Origin of the sequence: Burkholderia ubonensis (genome assembly GCF_902833085.1) — a bacterium.
Classification (GTDB): Bacteria; Pseudomonadota; Gammaproteobacteria; order Burkholderiales; family Burkholderiaceae; genus Burkholderia; species Burkholderia ubonensis.
Genome location: NZ_CADFEB010000014.1, coordinates 142,579 through 161,696 on the forward strand (window position 1 = coordinate 142,579; position 19,118 = coordinate 161,696).

General features: G+C 68.9%; 20 protein-coding genes and 1 riboswitch. Of the genes, 1 reads left to right on the plus strand and 19 read right to left on the minus strand.

Features of this window, described 5'->3' with window-relative positions; translation table 11 throughout:
* Positions 1-11: 11 nt before the first annotated feature.
* The 17 genes from hisC to HWX31_RS33155 all read right to left on the minus strand — a co-directional run bounded on the left by hisC (position 12) and on the right by HWX31_RS33155 (position 14,305).
* A complete protein-coding gene (hisC, locus tag HWX31_RS33075) occupies positions 12-1,085 on the minus strand; it encodes a histidinol-phosphate transaminase (RefSeq protein ID WP_059652552.1) in 1,074 nt (357 codons plus the stop codon).
* Positions 1,086-1,188: 103 nt separating this feature from the next.
* Complete coding sequence (gene hisD / locus HWX31_RS33080) at positions 1,189-2,517, minus strand: histidinol dehydrogenase (protein WP_059652530.1); 1,329 nt, start codon at positions 2,515-2,517, stop codon at positions 1,189-1,191.
* A 23-nt stretch (positions 2,518-2,540) separates the two neighbouring features.
* Positions 2,541-3,194: an ATP phosphoribosyltransferase gene (gene hisG, locus HWX31_RS33085; RefSeq protein ID WP_059652549.1), complete on the minus strand. Its 654-nt coding sequence runs from the start codon at positions 3,192-3,194 to the stop codon at positions 2,541-2,543.
* Positions 3,195-3,202: 8 nt separating this feature from the next.
* Positions 3,203-4,552: a UDP-N-acetylglucosamine 1-carboxyvinyltransferase gene (gene murA, locus HWX31_RS33090; RefSeq protein WP_059614067.1), complete on the minus strand. Its 1,350-nt coding sequence runs from the start codon at positions 4,550-4,552 to the stop codon at positions 3,203-3,205.
* A gap of 13 nt (positions 4,553-4,565) precedes the next feature.
* Positions 4,566-4,805, minus strand: coding sequence for a BolA family protein (locus tag HWX31_RS33095; protein ID WP_006406983.1), 240 nt, complete (start codon positions 4,803-4,805; stop codon positions 4,566-4,568).
* 88 nt (positions 4,806-4,893) lie between these two features.
* Complete coding sequence (locus HWX31_RS33100; RefSeq protein ID WP_059614069.1) at positions 4,894-5,649, minus strand: ABC transporter permease; 756 nt, start codon at positions 5,647-5,649, stop codon at positions 4,894-4,896.
* On the minus strand, positions 5,646-6,572 hold the full coding sequence (locus HWX31_RS33105) for an ABC transporter ATP-binding protein (protein WP_059614071.1): 927 nt from the start codon (positions 6,570-6,572) through the stop codon (positions 5,646-5,648). Before HWX31_RS33105 ends, HWX31_RS33100 begins: the two co-directional genes overlap by 4 nt.
* A gap of 187 nt (positions 6,573-6,759) precedes the next feature.
* Positions 6,760-7,029: an STAS domain-containing protein gene (locus HWX31_RS33110; protein ID WP_174959443.1), complete on the minus strand. Its 270-nt coding sequence runs from the start codon at positions 7,027-7,029 to the stop codon at positions 6,760-6,762.
* Positions 7,026-7,655, minus strand: a complete 630-nt coding sequence (locus HWX31_RS33115) for an MlaC/ttg2D family ABC transporter substrate-binding protein (protein WP_174959441.1) — start codon at positions 7,653-7,655, stop codon at positions 7,026-7,028. Before HWX31_RS33115 ends, HWX31_RS33110 begins: the two co-directional genes overlap by 4 nt.
* 112 nt (positions 7,656-7,767) lie before the next feature.
* Positions 7,768-8,667: an MlaA family lipoprotein gene (locus HWX31_RS33120; protein WP_174959439.1), complete on the minus strand. Its 900-nt coding sequence runs from the start codon at positions 8,665-8,667 to the stop codon at positions 7,768-7,770.
* A 35-nt stretch (positions 8,668-8,702) separates the two neighbouring features.
* Positions 8,703-9,230, minus strand: coding sequence for an outer membrane lipid asymmetry maintenance protein MlaD (gene mlaD, locus HWX31_RS33125; RefSeq protein WP_174959437.1), 528 nt, complete (start codon positions 9,228-9,230; stop codon positions 8,703-8,705).
* A 24-nt stretch (positions 9,231-9,254) separates the two neighbouring features.
* Positions 9,255-10,022: a lipid asymmetry maintenance ABC transporter permease subunit MlaE gene (mlaE, locus tag HWX31_RS33130; RefSeq protein ID WP_059614081.1), complete on the minus strand. Its 768-nt coding sequence runs from the start codon at positions 10,020-10,022 to the stop codon at positions 9,255-9,257.
* Complete coding sequence (locus HWX31_RS33135) at positions 10,019-10,843, minus strand: ABC transporter ATP-binding protein (RefSeq protein ID WP_010092900.1); 825 nt, start codon at positions 10,841-10,843, stop codon at positions 10,019-10,021. The genes mlaE and HWX31_RS33135 overlap by 4 nt, the downstream gene beginning before the upstream one ends.
* A 99-nt stretch (positions 10,844-10,942) precedes the next feature.
* Positions 10,943-12,061: a thiamine phosphate synthase gene (gene thiE / locus HWX31_RS33140; RefSeq protein WP_174959435.1), complete on the minus strand. Its 1,119-nt coding sequence runs from the start codon at positions 12,059-12,061 to the stop codon at positions 10,943-10,945.
* Positions 12,058-12,873 (minus strand): thiazole synthase, encoded by an 816-nt coding sequence (locus HWX31_RS33145; RefSeq protein WP_174959433.1) that lies wholly within the window; start codon positions 12,871-12,873, stop codon positions 12,058-12,060. The genes thiE and HWX31_RS33145 overlap by 4 nt, the downstream gene beginning before the upstream one ends.
* A 39-nt stretch (positions 12,874-12,912) precedes the next feature.
* Entirely contained in the window at positions 12,913-13,110 is a 198-nt protein-coding gene (thiS, locus tag HWX31_RS33150; RefSeq protein WP_042582940.1) for a sulfur carrier protein ThiS, read from the minus strand.
* A 34-nt stretch (positions 13,111-13,144) separates the two neighbouring features.
* Positions 13,145-14,305: an FAD-dependent oxidoreductase gene (locus HWX31_RS33155; protein WP_174959431.1), complete on the minus strand. Its 1,161-nt coding sequence runs from the start codon at positions 14,303-14,305 to the stop codon at positions 13,145-13,147.
* A gap of 214 nt (positions 14,306-14,519) precedes the next feature.
* Positions 14,520-14,641, minus strand: a riboswitch (TPP riboswitch).
* Between the two features lie 272 nt (positions 14,642-14,913).
* Between HWX31_RS33155 and HWX31_RS33160 the strand changes: the two genes are divergently transcribed.
* Positions 14,914-16,674 carry an ABC transporter ATP-binding protein/permease gene (locus tag HWX31_RS33160; protein WP_059614090.1) on the plus strand — a complete coding sequence of 587 codons (1,761 nt, stop codon included), beginning with the start codon at positions 14,914-14,916 and terminating at the stop codon, positions 16,672-16,674.
* Between the two features lie 64 nt (positions 16,675-16,738).
* Here HWX31_RS33160 and thpR read toward each other — a convergent pair whose 3' ends face one another.
* On the minus strand, positions 16,739-17,323 hold the full coding sequence (thpR, locus tag HWX31_RS33165) for an RNA 2',3'-cyclic phosphodiesterase (RefSeq protein ID WP_174959429.1): 585 nt from the start codon (positions 17,321-17,323) through the stop codon (positions 16,739-16,741).
* 2 nt (positions 17,324-17,325) lie between these two features.
* Complete coding sequence (locus HWX31_RS33170; protein ID WP_174959427.1) at positions 17,326-18,813, minus strand: alanine/glycine:cation symporter family protein; 1,488 nt, start codon at positions 18,811-18,813, stop codon at positions 17,326-17,328.
* Between the last annotated feature and the right edge of the window lie 305 nt (positions 18,814-19,118).

The window sequence follows — 19,118 nt, forward strand, 5'->3', positions numbered from 1 at the left end:
CGCCGTCAGGCTCAACCGGGTAGCGCGAGTTTCAATGCGGCCAGCAGGCGGGCGTTTTCATCGGGAGAACCGACGGTCAGCCGCACGCATTCGGCCAGCAACGGATGCATTTTACTCACGTTTTTGACCAGCACCCGCTCGGTCAGCAGCGCGTCGAACACGGCCGCCGCGTCCGGCACGCGCACCAGCAGGAAATTGCCGGCGCTCGGGAACACCGTCACGCCCGGCAGCGCGGCCACGGCTTGCGCGAGGCGCGCGCGCTCGGCGCGCAGCTCGGCCGCCTGCGCGTCGAGCACGTCGAGGTGGTCGAGCAGGAAATCGGCGGTCGCCTGCGTCAGCACGTTGATGTTGTACGGCGGACGCACCTTGTCGAACTCCGCGAGCCACGCCGGCAGCCCGGCGAGGTAGCCGAGGCGGATGCCCGCGAGGCCGAGCTTCGACACCGTGCGCATCACGACGACGTTGTCGAACTCCGCCGCGCGCGGCAGCCACGAGCGCTCGGCGAACGGCTGGTATGCCTCGTCGATCACGACCAGGCTGTGCCGCGCGGCCGCGATGATCCGCTCGACGCCGGCGGCGTCGTACAGCGTGCCGGTCGGGTTGTTCGGGTACGCGAGATAGACGAGCGCCGGGCAGTGCTCGGCGATCGCCGCGAGCATCGCGTCGACGTCGAGCGTCAGGTCGGCCGCGAGCGGCACGCCGACGAACTCGAGCTGCGCGAATTTCGCCGACAGCTCGTACATCACGAAGCCCGGCACCGGCGCGAGCACCTTCGCGCCCGGCTTCGCGCACGCGACCGACATCATGCTGATGATCTCGTCGGAGCCGTTGCCGAGCAGCACGTCGCACGCGGCCGGCACGCCCATCGTGCGGCGCAGCTTGTCGATGAGCGCGGCCGGGCGCGGCGCCGGATAGCGGTTCAGCGCGACCTGCGCGAGGCGCGCGCCGAGCGCCGCCGCGAGCGGTTCGGGCAGCGGGTACGGGTTCTCCATCGCGTCGAGCTTCACGAACCCGCTCGCGTCCGGCACCGGGTAGCTCGTCATCGCGAGCACGTCGCGGCGAATGATGTCTTGTGGCGTCGTCATGGTCTGCCGGCCGGCGTGCATTGCGCCGGCATCGAAAAAAGTCGCAAAAGGTTGCAAAGGATCGGCGCGGCGACAGCCGCCGCGCCCGTCTGCGGCCCGGCAATCAGCCCTGGCCGCCGCCTTTCATCCGGTATTCGGCGCTCTTCGCATGCGCCTGCAGCCCTTCGCCGTACGCGAGCTCGGACGCGATCTCGCCGAGCGTATGCGCGCCTTCGGCGCTGACTTCGATCACGCTCGAGCGCTTGATGAAGTCGTACACGCCGAGCGGCGACGAAAAGCGCGCGGTGCGCGACGTCGGCAGCACGTGGTTCGGGCCCGCGCAGTAGTCGCCGAGGCTCTCGCTCGTATAGCGGCCCAGGAAGATCGCGCCGGCGTGGCGGATCTGCTGGCCCCACTGCTGCGGCTCCAGCGCCGAAATCTCGAGGTGCTCGGGCGCGATGTCGTTCGCGATCCTGCACGCTTCCGCCATGTCGCGCACCTTGACCAGCGCGCCGCGGCCTTCGAGCGACGCGCGGATCACGGCCTCGCGCGGCATCGTCGGCAGCAGCTCGCCGATCGCCTTCTCGACGCGCTCGATGAACGACGCGTCCGGGCACAGCAGGATCGACTGCGCGAGCTCGTCGTGCTCGGCCTGCGAGAACAGGTCCATCGCGACCCAGTTCGGGTCCGTGGTGCCGTCGCACAGCACGAGGATCTCCGACGGCCCGGCGATCATGTCGATGCCGACCGTGCCGAACACGCGGCGCTTCGCCGACGCGACGTACGCGTTGCCGGGCCCGCAGATCTTGTCGACGGCCGGCACGGTCGCGGTGCCGTACGCGAGCGCGGCCACCGCCTGCGCGCCGCCGATCGTGAACACGCGGTCGACGCCGCCGAGCAGCGCCGCGGCGAGCACGAGGTCGTTCTTCACGCCGTCCGGGGTCGGCACGACCATCACGATCTCGCCGACGCCCGCGACGCGCGCCGGAATCGCGTTCATCAGCACCGACGACGGATAGGCCGCCTTGCCGCCCGGCACGTACAGGCCGACGCGGTCGAGCGGCATGACCTTCTGGCCGAGCACCGTGCCGTCGCTTTCCGTGTACTGCCAGCTATGGCTGCCGCACTCGATCTTCTGCTTCTCGTGATACCCGCGCACGCGCGCCGCGGCCGCTTCCAGCGCCGCGCGCGCCTTCGGCGCGAGGCCGTCGAGCGCTTCCTGCAGCGCTTCCTGCGGCAGCTCCAGCGCGGCGACGCTGTCCGCGCCCAGCCGGTCGAAGCGGTTCGTGTAGTCGAGCACCGCGGCGTCGCCGCGCGCCTTCACGTCGGCGAGGATCTGCGCAACCGAGCGCTCGATCGCGTCGTCTTCGCTCGCCTCGAACGCGAGCACCGCGCGCAGCGCGGCGTCGAAGCCTTCGCTCGTCGAATCGAGTTTGCGGATGGTGATGGACATGGGAGTTCCGTTACGGTGTGCGCTCACGCGCCGTTGCGCGACGCGCGTTCGAACGCGTCGAGGATCGGCTTGAGCGCCGCGCGCTTGAGCTTCAGCGCAGCCTGGTTCACGACGAGGCGCGACGAGATCTGCATGATCTCCTCGACCTCGACCAGATTGTTCGCCCGGAGCGTGCCGCCCGAGCTGACGAGGTCGACGATCGCGTCGGCGAGGCCGACGAGCGGCGCGAGCTCCATCGACCCGTACAGCTTGATCAGGTCGACGTGCACGCCCTTCGCGGCGAAGTGCTCGCGCGCCGCTTCGACGTACTTCGTCGCGACGCGCAGGCGCGCGCCCTGGCGCACCGCCTTCGCGTAGTCGAAGCCGGCGGGCACCGCGACCGACAGCCGGCAGCGCGCGATGTTCAGGTCGATCGGCTGGTACAGGCCCGAGCCGCCGTGCTCGATCAGCACGTCCTTGCCGGCCACGCCGAAGTCGGCAGCGCCGTATTCGACGTAGGTCGGCACGTCGCTCGCGCGCACGATGATCACGCGCAGGTTCGGGTTGGTCGTCGGCAGGATCAGCTTGCGCGACGTTTCCGGATCCTCGGTGACCTGCACGCCCGCGGCGGCGAGCAGCGGCAGGGTTTCCTCGAAGATCCGGCCCTTCGACAGGGCAAGGGTCAACGGCGGGGTCAACGGCGCGCTCATGCTTGGCTCCCGGAAACGCGGCGCACGTTCGCGCCGACGGCGGTCAGTTTGGCTTCCATCCGGTCGTAGCCCCGGTCGAGGTGATAGATGCGGTCGACGAGCGTCTCGCCGTCGGCGCGCAGCCCAGCGATCACGAGGCTCGCGGACGCGCGCAGGTCGGTGGCCATCACGTTCGCGCCGGACAGTTTCTCGACGCCCGTCACGAGCGCCGTGTTGCCGTCGATCGTGATGTTCGCGCCGAGCCGGTTCAGCTCCTGCACGTGCATGAAACGGTTCTCGAAAATGGTTTCGACGACCTGCGCGGTGCCCGTCGCGACCGTATTGAGGGCCATGAACTGCGCCTGCATGTCGGTCGGGAACGCCGGGTATTCGGACGTGCGGATCGTCACCGCGGACGGCCGGCGGTCCATCTTCACGCGCAGCCAGGTGTCGCCTTCCTCGACCGTCACGCCGGCCTCGCGCAGCTTGTCGATCACCGCGTCGAGGATGTGCGGGCGCACGCCCGTCAGCGTCACGTCGCCGCCCGCCGCCGCGACCGCGCACAGGAACGTGCCGGCCTCGATGCGGTCGGGAATCACCGAATGACGCGCGCCGTGCAGCCGCTCGACGCCCTGGATCACGAGCCGGTCGGTGCCGATGCCGTCGATCTTCGCACCCATTTCGACCAGCAAGTGTGCGAGATCGCTCACTTCCGGCTCGCGCGCGGCGTTCTCGATCACCGTCTCGCCGTCGGCGAGCGTCGCCGCCATCAGCAGGTTCTCGGTGCCCGTCACCGTGATCATGTCGGTGACGATGCGCGCGCCCTTCAGGCGCTTCGCGCGCGCCTCGATGAAGCCGTGCTCGATGCTGATCTCGGCGCCCATCGCCTGCAGGCCCTTGATGTGCTGGTCGACCGGCCGCGCGCCGATCGCGCAGCCGCCCGGCAGCGACACCTTCGCCTCGCCGAAGCGCGCGAGCAGCGGCCCGAGCACGAGGATCGACGCGCGCATCGTCTTCACGAGCTCGTACGGCGCGACGAGGTTGTCGACGCGCGACGCGTCGAGCTGCACGTGGCTGCCGTCCGTCTCGCTCTTCACGCCCATCTGGTTCAGGACCTTCAGCGTGGTGCGGACGTCCTTCAGGTTCGGCACGTTGTCGAGGTGGACCGGATCGGCCGTCAGCAGGCCCGCGCACAGAATCGGCAGCGCCGCGTTCTTCGCGCCCGACACGACGATCTCGCCGGACAGCCGGCGGCCGCCTTCGATCACGAGCTTGTCCATCCCATGTCCCTGCGTATCCCGATTGCCGGCCGGGTGTGCCGCGGCGACGCTCTCGACGGCGTCGCGCTCGTTGACGGTGACTTGCACTCAGTGGTTCCGGTTATGCGTTCTGCCATTCGGCGGGCGTCAGCGTCTTCATGCTGAGCGCGTGGATTTCCTGCTTCATGCGGTCGCCGAGCGCCGCATAGACGAGCTGATGCCGCTGGATCGGCCGCTTGCCCTCGAAGGCCGGCGACACGATCGTCGCGAAGAAGTGCTGGCCGTCGCCTTCGACTTCCAGATGCGTGCAGGCAAGCCCGCCCGCGATGTATTGCTTGACCTGTTCGGGAGTCGGCAACATGTGATGCTCCTGTCGGTGCGCGCCGGACCGCGCGCGGCGCCGCGCTCCGCGACGGGAGCGGCGCCGCGCGCGGCGGCCGATTCATATATCAATGACGCAGTTTGTAGCCGGTCGCGAGCAGCCGCATCGCGAACAGCGCGAGCAGCACGAAGAAACCGGCGACGATCGCGAGGCTCGCGAGCGGGTTGATGTCGGACGCGCCGAAGAACCCGTAGCGAAAGCCGTCGATCATGTAGAAAAACGGGTTGAGACGCGAAATTTCGCGCCACACGGGCGGCAGCGAATGCGTCGAGTAGAACACGCCGGACAGGAACGTCAGCGGCATGATCAGGAAGTTCTGGAACGCGGCGAGCTGGTCGAACTTCTCCGCCCAGATCCCGGCGATGAGGCCGAGCGTGCCGAGGATCCCCGCGCCGAACAGCGCGAACCCGAGGATGAACGCGGGCGCCGCGAACTGCATCGGGATGAACCAGACCGTCACGACGAACACGCCGGCGCCGACCGCGAGCCCGCGCACGACGGACGCCAGCACGTACGCGCCGTAGATGTCCCTGTACGACAGCGGCGGCAGCAGCATGAACACGAGATTGCCGGTGATCTTCGACTGGATCAGCGACGACGAGCTGTTCGCGAACGCGTTCTGCAGCACGCTCATCATCACGAGGCCCGGCACGAGGAAGCTCACGTACTCGACGCCCGGATACACCTCGACGCGGCCCGACAGCGCATGGCCGAAGATCGTCAGGTACAGCAGCGCCGTGACGACGGGCGCGAGCACCGTCTGGAACGACACCTTCCAGAACCGCAGGATTTCCTTGTAGAACAGCGTCTGAAAACCGCTCATGCCAGCCCCTCGATCGCCTCGGCCCCGTTCATCACCTGGACGAACACATCCTCGAGGTCGGCCTTCCTGACCTCGATCTCGTCGAACGTGCAGCCGGCGGCGCGGCATTGCGCGAGAATCCGCTCGACGTCGTCGTAGTTCGCAAGCCGCAGCAGGTGTTCGCCGGGCGCACGGGCGGCCGGATCGGTTTCCAGCGCGCGCAGCTCGGCGGGCAGCGCGCCGAGAGCGAAGCGCAGGTACAGCTGCAGGCCCGCGAAGCGCTGCAGCAGTGCGTCGGTGCGCTCGAGCGCGACCACTTCGCCCCGGCGCAGCATCGCGATGCGGTCGCACAGCGACTCGGCTTCCTCGAGGTAGTGAGTGGTCAGCACGATCGTGTGACCTTCGCGGTTCAGGCGCGAGATGAATTTCCACAGCGTCTGGCGCAGCTCGACGTCGACGCCGGCGGTCGGCTCGTCGAGCACGATCACGGGCGGCCGGTGCACGAGCGCCTGCGCGACCAGCACGCGGCGCTTCATCCCGCCCGACAGCGCGCGCATGTTCGCGTCCGCCTTCTCGGTCAGGTCGAGATTGGCCATCACCTCGTCGATCCAGTCGTCGTTGTGGCGCAGCCCGAAGTAGCCGGACTGGATCCGCAGCGTCTCGCGCACCGTGAAGAAGGGATCGAACACCAGCTCCTGCGGCACGACGCCGAGCGCGCGGCGCGCGGCCCGGAAGTCCTTGACGACGTCATGGCCGCGCACCGAGATGCTGCCTTCATCGGCCCGGGCGAGCCCGGCGAGGATGCTGATGAGCGTGGTCTTGCCTGCGCCGTTCGGGCCGAGCAGACCGAAAAACTCGCCTTCCTCGACCGACAGGCTGACGCCCTTGAGCGCCTGAAGCGACTTGTAGCGCTTCTTGACGTGACGGATTTCTATGGCTGACATGGACTGTGCGCGGCGCAACGGCCGCGACGCCTATTCTGTGCTTGCTGCGAAAGAAAATGGGGGCCCGACGCCGACCGGCAGTCCCGCAAAACGCTTGATTATAGGGCAAACCGGCGGGAGGGGACGGCCATCGGAACCGGCCGTGCGGCGGCCGGCGCCCCGCGGGGGCCGGCGTTCAGCGGCAGGGTCAATGTCGCCCGTTGATGAGCGCGTCGACGCCGTAGGCCTGCGCGAGGCTGGCGAGCTTCGGAGGGAAATTGAGGATGTCGAGGCGGGCGCCGCGCGCCTTCGCGGCGCGCTGCCATGCGAGCAGCACGGCGAGCGCGGACGAGTCGAATTCCGCGAGCGCCGCGCAGTCGACAGAGGTGGCGCCCGCGCCGATCTGCGCGAGCCCCGCCGCGAGCGCGGCCTTCGCGCTCGCGTGGGTCAGCGTGGAGCCGGCTGCGAAGCCGCTCACGACGCCTGCTTGCCGGCGGCAAGCTCCTGGTTGCGCTGCGACAGGAACTGGATCAGGCCGTCCACGCCGCTTTGCTGGATCTTCTCGTTGAACTGCTGCTGGTACGTCTGGATCAGCCACGCGCCGAGCACGTTCAGGTCATACACCCTCCAGCCCTGCTGCGTCTTGTACAGGCGGTAGTCGATCTGCACCGGCTGGCCGTTGTTCATCGCGACCGTCTTGACCACGACGTCGGTGTCCTCCGAGCTCGCGCGGAACGGCGGGTACTGGATCTGCTGATCCGGCTTCAGCTGCGCGATCGCGCCCGAGTACGTACGGATCAGCAGCATCTTGAACTGCTCCATCACCTGCTGCTGCTGCGCCTGCGACGCGGTGCGCCAGTGACGGCCCATCGCGAGCTGCGTGGTGCGGCGGAAATCGGTGTACGGCAGGATGTCCTTGTTGACGATCGTGATGATGCGGTTCGTGTCGCCCTGCTTGATCGTCTGCTGCTTCACTTCATCGAGCACCTGCTGCGTCGCAGTCTTGATCAGCGCCTGCGGATTCGACTGGTCGACTTCCGCGTAGGCCGCGCCGCCGAACGAGAACAACGCCGCGAAGACCGGGATCAGGAACAGTTTCTTCATAATATTGGCCTGCATGTATGAGTCGATGCGAAGGTTGGAGCCGGTAGCTTACGCGCAAGTTCGCGCCCACCGCCGGCATAATCGTTTCCGGCTGTAACGAATGTAAGTCCGATCAATGCAGCCGGATGCTCGGGATGCGCAGCCCGCCGGGCGCGGGCGGCGTCACCTGCATCGGCGGCACGTTCGTTGCGCTGGCCGGATTCGGCACACCCGCCGCTTCCGACCCCGGCGCCGGCGCGGACGCTCCGGCAGGCGCCGCCGCGCCGTCATCCGGCAGGTCGTATTTCGGCAGCGCTTCGCTGTCCGACGATCCGCCCGCTTCGCCGCGTGCGTTGCTGATCAGCATCTGGCGCCGCTGCAGGTATGCATTGCGCACGAACGAGTACTTGTCGATCGCCGCCGCTTCCAGCACGTCGCCCGCGCCGAGCAGGTTCGAGCGCGTATTCACGAGGTTCAGGCCGAACAGGCCATAGCTCACCCCGTCCGGCTTCACGTAGGTCAGCGGGTTGCCGAGATAGTCGACGCCGAGGCCCGCCGCGTCGCGCACCGTGCTCGGGCCGAGCAGCGGCAGCACCAGGTACGGGCCTGCCGGCATGCCGTAGCGGCCCATCGTGACGCCGAAGTCGGCCGTGTGCTTCGGCAGCTTCGCGATCGTCGCGACGTCGAACAGGCCGCCGACACCGAACACGGTGTTGATCACCACGCGCATGATGTCGCCGACGCCGTCCGCGATCCGCAGCTGAACGAGGTTGTTCGCGGCGATGTAGACGTCGCCGATGTTCGAGAAGAAGTTCGTCACGCTGTCGCGCACCGGCTGCGGCACCACGTACTGATAGCCCTTCGCGGCCGGCTTCAGCGCATAGGTGTCGACGGTGTCGTTGAACTTGTACATCGTCCGGTTGAAGCCCTCGAGCGGATCGCCTTTGGTCGGCGTCTGCACGGTGGCGCAGCCGCTCAGCGCGGCTGCCGCAGCCACCGCGAGCGCGGCGTGCCTGATCCGAATCGTCTGCATGTTCGTTTCCCCTCTTATTGTGATCTCTCGTGTGGTTATTGGGCGCCGGACGCGGCGGGCGCCGTCGCGGCAGGCGCGCCGGAGGCCGGTTTCGCACCGCCGGCGTCCGCCGCCTTGCTGTACAGGAACTGGCCGATCAGGTTCTCGAGCACGATCGCCGACTGCGTCATCGCGATCGTGTCGCCCGCCTTCAGCATCTCGGAATCGCCGCCCGGCTCGAGGCCGACGTACTGCTCGCCGAGCAGGCCCGACGTCAGGATCTTCGCGGACGAATCCTTCGGGAACTGGTATTGCTTGTCGAGATCGATCGTCACGAGCGCCTGGTAGGTGTTCGTGTCGAAGCCGATCGCCTTCACGCGGCCGACCACGACGCCCGCGCTCTTCACGGCGGCGCGCGGCTTCAGCCCGCCGATGTTGTCGAATTTCATCTTCACCGCGTAGGTCGGCTGAAACGACAGCGAACTCATGTTGCCGACCTTCAGCGCAAGGAACAGTACCGCCAGGAAGCCCGCCACCACGAACAGGCCGACCCAGAAGTCGAGAGCAGTCTTTTTCATCGTCATCCCAAAATATGGCTTGGCTGAGGCTTAGCTGAACATCAGCGCGGTCAGCAGGAAATCGAGGCCGAGTACGGCGAGCGACGCGAACACGACCGTCTTGGTCGTCGCGCGCGACACGCCTTCAGGCGTGGGCTTCGCCTCGTACCCTTGAAACAGTGCAATGAAGGTCACGGCGAACCCGAACACGATGCTCTTCAGCACGCCGTTGCCGACGTCGGCCCAGACCTCGACGCCGCCTTGCATCTGCGACCAGAACGCTCCCGGATCGACGCCGATCAGGATCACGCCGACGACATAGCCGCCGAGCACGCCGACCGCGTTGAAGATCGCCGCGAGCAGCGGCATCGCGATGATCCCGGCCCACATGCGCGGCGCGATCACCGTCTTGATCGGATCGACCGCCATCATCTCGAGCGCGGTGAGCTGCTCGCCGGCCTTCATCAGGCCGATCTCGGCGGTCAGCGACGTGCCCGCGCGACCCGCGAACAGCAGCGCCGTGACGACGGGCCCGAGCTCGCGCACGAGCGACAGCGCGACGAGCAGGCCGAGCGCCTGCTCGGACCCGTAGCGGTTCAGCGTGTAGTAGCCCTGCAGGCCGAGCACGAAGCCGACGAACAGGCCCGACACCGCGATGATCACGAACGAGTAGTTGCCGAGGAAGTGAATCTGCTTCGTGACCAGCCGCGGCCGGCGCAGCAGCGGGAAGAACTCCAGCACGAGCCGCACGAACATGCGGGCGCCATAGCCGGCGCGCACGAGGCCGCCGTTGACGAAACGTCCGATCGCGCTGATCATGCGCGCCCTCCGCCGAGCCCGAAATCCACGCCGAGCGGCGGGCTCGTGTAATGAAATTTGAACGGGCCGTCCGGCGCGCCGTCGATGAACTGGCGCACGCTCGGATCGGTCGACGCGCGCAGCTCGTCGGGGGTGCCCTGCGCGAGCACGCCGCCGTTGGCCAGGAAGTACACGTAGTCGGCGATCGCGAACGACTCCGGCACGTCGTGCGTGACGAGGATCGAGGTCGCGCCGAGCGCGTGGTTCAGCGTGCGGATCAGGTTCGCGGTGATGCCGAGCGAGATCGGGTCGAGGCCCGCGAACGGCTCGTCGTACATGATCAGCTGCGGATCGAGCGCGATCGCCCGCGCGAGCGCGATGCGCCGCGCCATGCCGCCCGACACCTCGGACGGCATCAGGTCGCGCGCGCCGCGCAGGCCGACCGCGTTGAGCTTCATCAGTACCAGGTCGCGGATCAGCTCCTCGGGCAGGTCGGTATGCTCGCGCAGCGCGAACGCGACGTTGTCGAACACCGACATGTCGGTGAAGAGCGCACCGAACTGGAACAGCATGCCCATCTTGCGGCGCAGCGCGTACAGGCCGTCGCGCGTCTGCGCGCCGACGTCGGCGCCGTCGAACAGCACCTGGCCGCGACGCGCGCGCACGAGCCCGCCGATCAGGCGCAGCACGGTGGTCTTGCCGCAGCCCGAGCCGCCCATGACCGCGACCACCTGCCCGCGCGCGAAGCGCAGGTTCAGGTTCGACAGGACGAGGCGGTCGCCGTAGCCGAAGTCGACATCGCGGAGTTCCAGCAGGGTCTCGGAGGTGGTGGGGGCGCTCACGGAGCTGACATTCCTTATACGCAGAACGCCGAATTATAGGGCCTGCATCGGAATGATGTCGTGACGCCGCCCTCGGCCTTCCGGTCAATGAATGTCAAATTATCCGGGAAATAATTGCTGCAACGCAATAATTCTTGTCCGATAATCCGCGGCCCCGGTCACCGCGCTGACCACCGCGACGCTGCCGACGCCCGTCGCCAGCACGGCCGGCAGCGTGTCCGGCCCGACCCCGCCGATCGCGACGAGCGGCGCCTGCGTGCCCGCGAAGCGCGCGTAGCGGGCGATCCGGGCGAGCCCCTGCGGCGGCGCGGCGACCGCCTTGGTCGTGGTCGCGAACACCGGCCCGAGCGCGAGATAGCTCGGGCGCACGTGCAGCGCGCGCAACATTTCGTAATACCCGTGACTCGACAGGCCGAGCCGCAGCCCCGCGCGTGCAATCGCCGCAAGGTCGGCCGTCTCGAGGTCCTCCTGGCCCAGATGCACGCCGTATGCACCTGCTTGCGCGGCAATCTGCCAGTAATCGTTGATGAACACCCGCGCGTCCGGATGGCGGCGCCCCGCGGCGACCGCGCGCGCGATTTCCGCGCGCAGCAGGTCCGGCGCGGCGCCCTTCACGCGCAGCTGCACGGTCAGCACGCCGCAGTCCAGCACCCGCTCGACCCATTCCGCGCTCGGCACGACCGGATACAGGCCGAGCCGCGCGGGACACGGCGGAAAGGCCGGCTCGGGCGCGGGCGGCAGCCCGGCGACGCGTGGAAACCGCGCGGGGTTCACCGGCCATGCGTCTGCGTCGTCATCGGCGGCCGCCTCGTCGCCGTCGCGCCACGCGAGCGCGAGCACCAGCGCGTCGGGCGGCGCGAAGCCGCAATCGAGGAACGCGGCGAACGCGGGCATCCAGTCGTCCGCGAGCGGGTGCGCGGCGTCGAGCGCGATGCGTTCGCCTGCCCGGTGCAGCACCGCGCGGCGCTCGCCGAATTCGACGACCGCCACGCCGGGCGACGCCGGCCGCGACGCAGCCGAAGCGAGCGCGCGCGCCGCATGGTCGCCTTCCGACACGATCAGCACGTCGCCGTCGGCCGGCAGGTCGGGCGGTGCGACGCACAGCCGCCACGACGCCGCGCCGCGCGGCCACTCGCCGAGCCGCGCGCGAATCCGCTCGGCCGCTTCCGTCAGCTCGTCCGCGGGCGGCCAGAATGCGGCGGCCAGCCCCGCGCTCACGCGCCGCCCCCGTCCTGGTGCCAGAACGGCATGCCGACGACCGGCGTGCTCGCGTGCGCGGTTTCGCGCGCATCCATCGGCCCCGCGAGATATGCGGCACGGCCGGCGGCGACGCCCTGCGCGAATGCGCGCGCCATGATTTCCGGATGGGTCGCCTGCGACACGGCCGTGTTCAGCAGCACACCGTCGAAGCCCCACTCCATCACCTGGCACGCGTGCGACGGCACGCCGAGCCCCGCGTCGACGATCAGCGGCACGTCCGGCAGCCGCTCGCGCAGCACGCGCAGCCCGTACGGGTTCACGACGCCCTTGCCGGTGCCGATCGGCGCGCCCCACGGCATCAGCGCCTCGCAGCCGACGTCGAGCAGGCGCCGGCCGATCACGAGATCCTCGGTGCAGTACGGCAGCACCTTGAAGCCGTCCCTGACCAGTTGCGCGGCGGCCTCGATCAGGCCGACCGGATCGGGCTGCAGCGTGTAGTCGTCGCCGATCAGCTCGAGCTTGATCCAGTCGGTCTCGAACACCTCGCGCGCCATGTGCGCGGTGGTCACCGCCTCGGCGACGGTCTGGCAGCCGGCCGTATTCGGCAACAGCGGCACCGCGTGACGCTTGAGCAGGTCGAAGAAGCCGGCTTCGGCGGTGCCGCCGCTCATCTGGCGGCGCAGCGCGACCGTCACGAGGCCGGGCTGCGCGGCCGCGATCGAATCGGACAGCGACTGCAGCGACGGATAGCGCGACGTGCCGAGCAGCACGCGGCTTGCGAAAGTTTCGCCGTACAGCGTCAGCGCATCGGCGGAAGGGAGGGACGTCATCTCGTGTTCCTGGAAAGATCGGGGACGCACCGGCGGCGCTCAGCCGCCCGCGACGGGGTGCACGACGTCGAGCTTGTCGCCCGCCGCGAGCGCGCGCGCCGCATGCTGCGCGCGCGCGACGAACGTGCCGTTCAGCGCAACCGCGAACGGCGGCCGCGCGCCGTACGCGGCAAGCGCGTCGGCGACCGTCGCGCCGTCGGGCAGCGTGAGGGTCTGCTGATTGATCTGAATATTCATGGCTTGCTTCGTCGAATACGGGAGGCGACGCGCGTCAGGCCGGCTGGCGCGTGGCGTCGCGGTGATGAAGGAGATCCGGCCAGCGTGCCGCGCCGCGCCACGCGGCGAACGCATCCGCGCCGCCGAACGTGCCGCCGAACGTGCCTCCAAGCGCGCCGGACAGCGCCGCCTCGGCGAACGCGACCGCCTCGTGCGCGACCTCCGGCGCGATCATGAAGCCGTGCCGGTACAGGCCGTTGACGGCGAGCGTCGCGGCGCCGTCCCAGATCAGCGCCGGGCGATGGTCGGGCAGCGTCGGCCGGCACTGCGAATTCAGTTCGAGGATGCGGGCCTCGCCGAACGCCGGATGCACGGAGAACGCGGCGCTCAGCAGCTCCAGCGCGGAGCGCACGCTGACGGGCGACATGTCCTCGCCCTCCACTTCGGTCGCGCCGATCACGTACAGGTCGTCCTGCTTCGGCGCGATGTACAGCGGATAGCGCGGATGCAGCAGCCGCACCGGCCGCGTCAGGCCGATGCCCGGCGCATGCACGCGCGCGACCTCGCCGCGGATGCCGCGCAGCGCGGGCAGCACCGGCTTCGCGCCGAGCCCGCGGCAGTCGATCGTGAAATGCGCGTCCGGCAGGTTGTGCGCGTCGATCGCGACGTGCCAGTGCGTGGCGACGCCGCGCTGCGCGAGGCCCGCGGCAATTGCGCGCAGCGCCTGGCGGTTGTCGAGCTGGCCTTCGCGCGGCAGCAGCAGGCCCCGCGCGAAGCGGCCCGCCAGAGCCGGCTCGGCCGCATCGACCTGCGCGCCGGCAAGCGTGACGAGGCCGCCGTCGAGCAGCGTGGCCGGCGCGTTCGCGCGCACGCGCCGCTCGAACAGCGGCGCCTCGGCGCGATCCGCGTGATGCCAGACGACGAGCGTGCCGTGGTGCTGGAAGAACACCGGCTCGGGAAGCTCGGCGAGCCACTGCGGCCACCGCGCGAGCGACGCCACGCCCAGTTCGGTGATCAGCAGTTCCGCGCTGGCCGCCTCGGCGAGCGGCGCGAGCATCGCGGCCGCGATCCACGCGGCCGACTGCTCGCCGTCGGGGCCGCCGCGCTCGTAGAGCGCGACGCGATGCCCGTTGCCCGCGAGCCGCCACGCGATCAGGCGGCCGACGAGGCCGCCGCCCAGTACGGCGAAATCCGGACGGGAGGTCGGCGTGCTCATCGGACGCCCTCCCCGCGAAAAGCGCGTCCATGCGGAGCGGACACGCGTGCGTGATCCCGTGCGAACGCGCGCGGGGCGGGACAAAAGACTGAAGATTGATCGGCCATCGAATCCTTCCGTAACGCGCATCGCGCGTACCCAAAAGGACGAAACCGGCAGCAAAGGCCGGCCGGACGGAACAGCGCGCTGGCAATGGGGACGCAGCCAGCGCAGCCCGGCGGGATCGGAAACTTCCCGCGCCGGTATTACCCGGATCGGGTGCGAAGGGTCTCTCTCAGCCTCGCCGCGGCGCCGGAATCTCTGCCGGCCGTGCACGAAGCACCCCTGTTTCGTCGACGGCCATTAGACCATAAAAGCGGAAACCGCCGCAAACTGTCCCCGGTCGGCAATTTCACCGATGCCGCGCGCCGCTCTGGCACAATGCCCGCAGGCCGGTGCGCTTGCGCGCGCCGGTTGCCGCCTCACCGCGGGCCGTTAAGTGCCGTTTAAGACGGGCGGACCACAATCCGCGACGCCCGCCGTCATCCGGCGCCTTTTCCCGGCCCGCCGTTTCGCGTCGCGCACCCGGCACCGCCCGGCCTGCGCGCCGGCTACACATCAGGAAGCACATGACCCAATCGACCCCTACCGCCCCCGACGCGCCGCAGGACGAGCGCCCGGTTTCCGCGTGGAGCCTAATCAAGCCCTACTGGGTCTCGTCCGAATGGAAGATCGCATGGGGATTGCTCGTCACGATCGTCGTGATCAATCTCTGCGTCGTCTGGATCAACGTCAAGCTGAACAAGTGGAACGCGCAGTTCTACAACGCGCTGCAGTCGAAGGACGTCCACGACTTCCCGAGCCTGCTGATGCAGTTCTCGGCGCTCGCGTTCGGCTTCATCATCCTTGCCGTGTACGGCCGCTACCTGCGCCAGATGCTCGGGTTCCGCTGGCGCCAGTGGCTCACCGAGCGCTTTCTCGGCCAGTGGCTCGGCGACCGTGCGTTCTACCGGATCGAACGCGACCGCCTCGCCGACAACCCCGACCAGCGGATCACCGACGACCTGCAGTCGTTCGCGACGACCACGCTCGCGCTGTCGCTCGACCTGCTGTCGACGGTCGTCACGCTCGTGTCGTTCATCACGATCCTGTGGTCGCTCGCCGGCGCGCTGACGTTCACGCTCGGCGCCACGCCGATCGCGATTCCCGGCTACATGGTGTGGGCGGCCGCGCTGTACGCGGTGGTCGGCTCGCTGATCATCCAGAAGGTCGGCCATCCGCTCGTGTCGATCAACTACCAGCAGCAGCGCGTCGAGGCGGACTTCCGCTTCGGGCTGATCCGCGTGCGCGAGAACGCCGAGCAGATCGCGTTCTACGACGGCGAGGACACTGAAAACGGCAACGCGCGCAACCTGTTCATGCGCATCCGCGACAACTGGTGGCGCGTGATGAAGTACACGAAGCGGCTCACGTTCGTGCTGAGCTTCTACGGCCAGATCGCGATCATCTTCCCGCTCGTCGTGGCCGCGCCGCGCTACTTCGCGGGCGCGTTCTCGTTCGGCGTGCTGATGCAGATCTCGTCCGCGTTCAACACCGTCAGCGACTCGTTCTCCTGGTTCATCAACAGTTACAGCACGCTCGTCGAATGGCGCGCGACCGTCAACCGTCTGCGCGAATTCAAGCGCGTGATGCGCGCGTCGCACCTGAAGGAAAGCGTGTCGCCCGCGACCGAGCACGGCGGCATCAACCTGCATTACGTCGATAGCGAGCGTCTGTCGACGTCGTCGCTCAAGCTCGCGCTGCCGAACGGCAACGCGCTCGCCGACATCGGCAGCGTCACGATCGAGCCCGGTTCGCGCTGGCTCGTGATCGGCAAGTCGGGCTCCGGCAAGAGCACGTTCATGCGCGCGCTCGCGGGGCTCTGGCCGTTCGGCGACGGTGCGATCGACGCGCCGGTCAGCGCGCGGATGATGTTCGTGCCGCAGACGAGCTACCTGCCGATCGGCACGCTGAAGGCCGCGCTCACCTATCCGGCCACGGCCGACGCATTCAGCGACGACGCATGCCGCGACGCGCTGCGCGCATGCCGGCTCGAAGGGTACGTCGACCGGCTCGACGAGACCGCGCACTGGACCCGCGTGCTGTCGCCGGGCGAGCAGCAGCGACTTGCCGGCGCGCGCGTGCTGCTGCACAAGCCGGACTTCCTGTTCCTCGACGAAGCGACGAGCGCGCTCGACGCGGACAACGAAGCGCGCCTCTATCACCTGTTCAACGAGCGGCTGCCGCAGGCCGCGATCGTCAGCATCGCGCACCGCGAATCGCTCGCGGCGTACCACGGCGGCACGATCAACGTCGAACGCGTGAGCGACAGCGACAAGGTCGCTGCGTAATCGCCCGGGCAGCCGGCCGGTGCGCATCGCGCGTCCCGGCCGCCCGCCCGGCACGGCCCCCCGCCTACGCCGGCAGCGGGCCCTCTCCTTTTCCCTCCGCATCCGCCAGCGCAAGCGGCGCCGACACCAGCGGGCGATGCGACGCCCCCGTGTGCGACAGCACGCTTTCGAACAACGTCAGCGCTTCGAAATGCAATTCGACCGGCTGGCGCAGCTCGCCGCCGTGCGCCGGCTGCCCGACCGCGTCGTGCGGCAGCCGCGCGAGCGTCACGTGCGGCCGAAATGGCCGGCGATCGGTCGGCATGCCGACGTCCCGCAACGCGGCCACCAGCGCGTCGTTCAGCGCGACCAGCGCCGGCTCGACGCCGAGCTCCGCGACGATCAGGCGCGCCTTCGGCAGACTCGGCCACCACGCAAGCCGCTCGACCTGCTGCAGCGGCAATGCGTGCGCGGCCGCCAGCGCCGGCAGCCGCGCGGCGAGCGCGTCGCACCGGTCGCGCTCGATCGCGCCGAGAAACGCGAGCGTCACGTGCAGCTGCTCCGGCTGCGTGCGACGCGCGCCGCGCGTGACCGGCAGCGCGTGCAATGCGTCGCGCGACGCCGCGTCGGGCATCAGCGCGACGAATGCACGGAGCCGGTCGCCGTTCATGGTCAGTTGGCCGCGACGCCCGTCGCGACGCCGGTCGCAGACGCTGCCGCCGGACGCCGCGGCAGCGGGCCGTGCTCGCCCCACACATCCTTCGGCAGCACGTGCGTCAGCTCCGGAATCGTGTTGCGCGTGAACACCGGATCGGCAATGCCTGCGGCGCGCTGGCGACGGTAATCGCGCCACGCGGCGTGCGCGTGCTTGCCGAGCGCGAGGATCGCGATCAGGTTGATGATCGCCATCAGGCCCATGCTGGTATCGGCCATTGCCCACACGAGCGGCAGCTGGCCGACGCTGCCGAACATCACCATTCCGAGCACCGCGATGCGGAACACCGGCAGCACGCCGCGCCGCTTCGTGATGAAGTCGACGTTGCCCTCCGCATACGCGTAGTTGCCGATCACCGACGAGAACGCGAGGAAGAAGATCGCGACCGCCATGTAGATGCCGCCCCAGTCGCCGACGTGGCTCGAGATCGCGCGCTGCGTGAGCGCCGCGCCCTCCATGCCGGTGCCGAGCTCGTACTGGCCGGACAGCAGGATCACGAATGCGGTCGCGCTGCAGATCACGATCGTGTCGACGAACACGCCGAGCATCTGGATCAGTCCCTGCGCGACCGGATGCCGGGTGCTGGCGGTCGCCGCCGCGTTCGGTGCACTGCCCATGCCGGCTTCGTTCGAGAACAGCCCGCGCTTCACGCCGATCGCGATCGCCTGGCTGACCGCATAGCCTGTCAGGCCGCCCGCCGCCTGCTCGAGGCCGAACGCGCTCTTCACGATCAGCACGATCACGTCCGGCACCATCGCGATGTGCGTCGCGACCGCGTAGACCGCGAGCGCGAGGTAGCCGATCGCCATCAGCGGCACGATCACCTGCGCGACGGTCGCGATCCGGCGGATCCCGCCGAAGATGATCGGCGCGGTCAGCAGCACGAGGGCAAGGCCGACGGTCTCGCGGCTCCAGCCGAACGACGTATGGAACGCTTCGGCGATCGCGTTCGCCTGCACCGCGTTGAACACGAAGCCGAATGCGAGGATCAGCGACAGCGAGAACAGCACGCCGAAGCCGCGCGAGCGCAGGCCCTGCTGGATGTAGTACGCGGGGCCGCCGCGATAGGTGCCGTCGGGATGCGAGACCTTGAAGATCTGCGCGAGCGTCGCCTCGACGAACGCGGACGACATGCCGACGAGCGCCGTCATCCACATCCAGAAGATCGCGCCCGGCCCGCCGACGGTCAGCGCGACCGCGACGCCGGCGATGTTGCCGGTGCCGACGCGGCTCGCGAGCCCGGTCGCGAACGCCTGGAACGACGAGATGCCGCCCGGCTCGCCCTTGCTGCCGACCAGCTTCATGCTGAGGAACAGCGCCTTCAGCTGGATCATCCGGAACCGCAGCGTGAACCACGCGCCCGCGCCGAGCAGCAGCGCGATCAGCACGTAGTTCCACAACACGCCGTTGACGGCGTCGATCAGCCCTTGCACGAGTGCTTCCATCCAGTGTCCTTTCAAATGGGGTCAATCATGGTCGGCTGCGCGTGGCGCGCCGGAGGGACGACATGATATGACAATTCGCAAGGTTTATTACAAAACGAAAGAAATAGAGATGTCGAAAAATCGCAGCTGAATGTCATCAGGTTAGACGACACTTCGCGAAAATGCGGGCCACTGACGCGGCCACGCAACCAGGGCTGGCAGCAGGCTCACGCTCACTCAGTGGGAAAATCCGGTCGTCGAAATGTCTTCGGATGCCGCTCGCCCGACACGAGACCGGAGACCGCTCCGGATCACCGCAGCAGGAC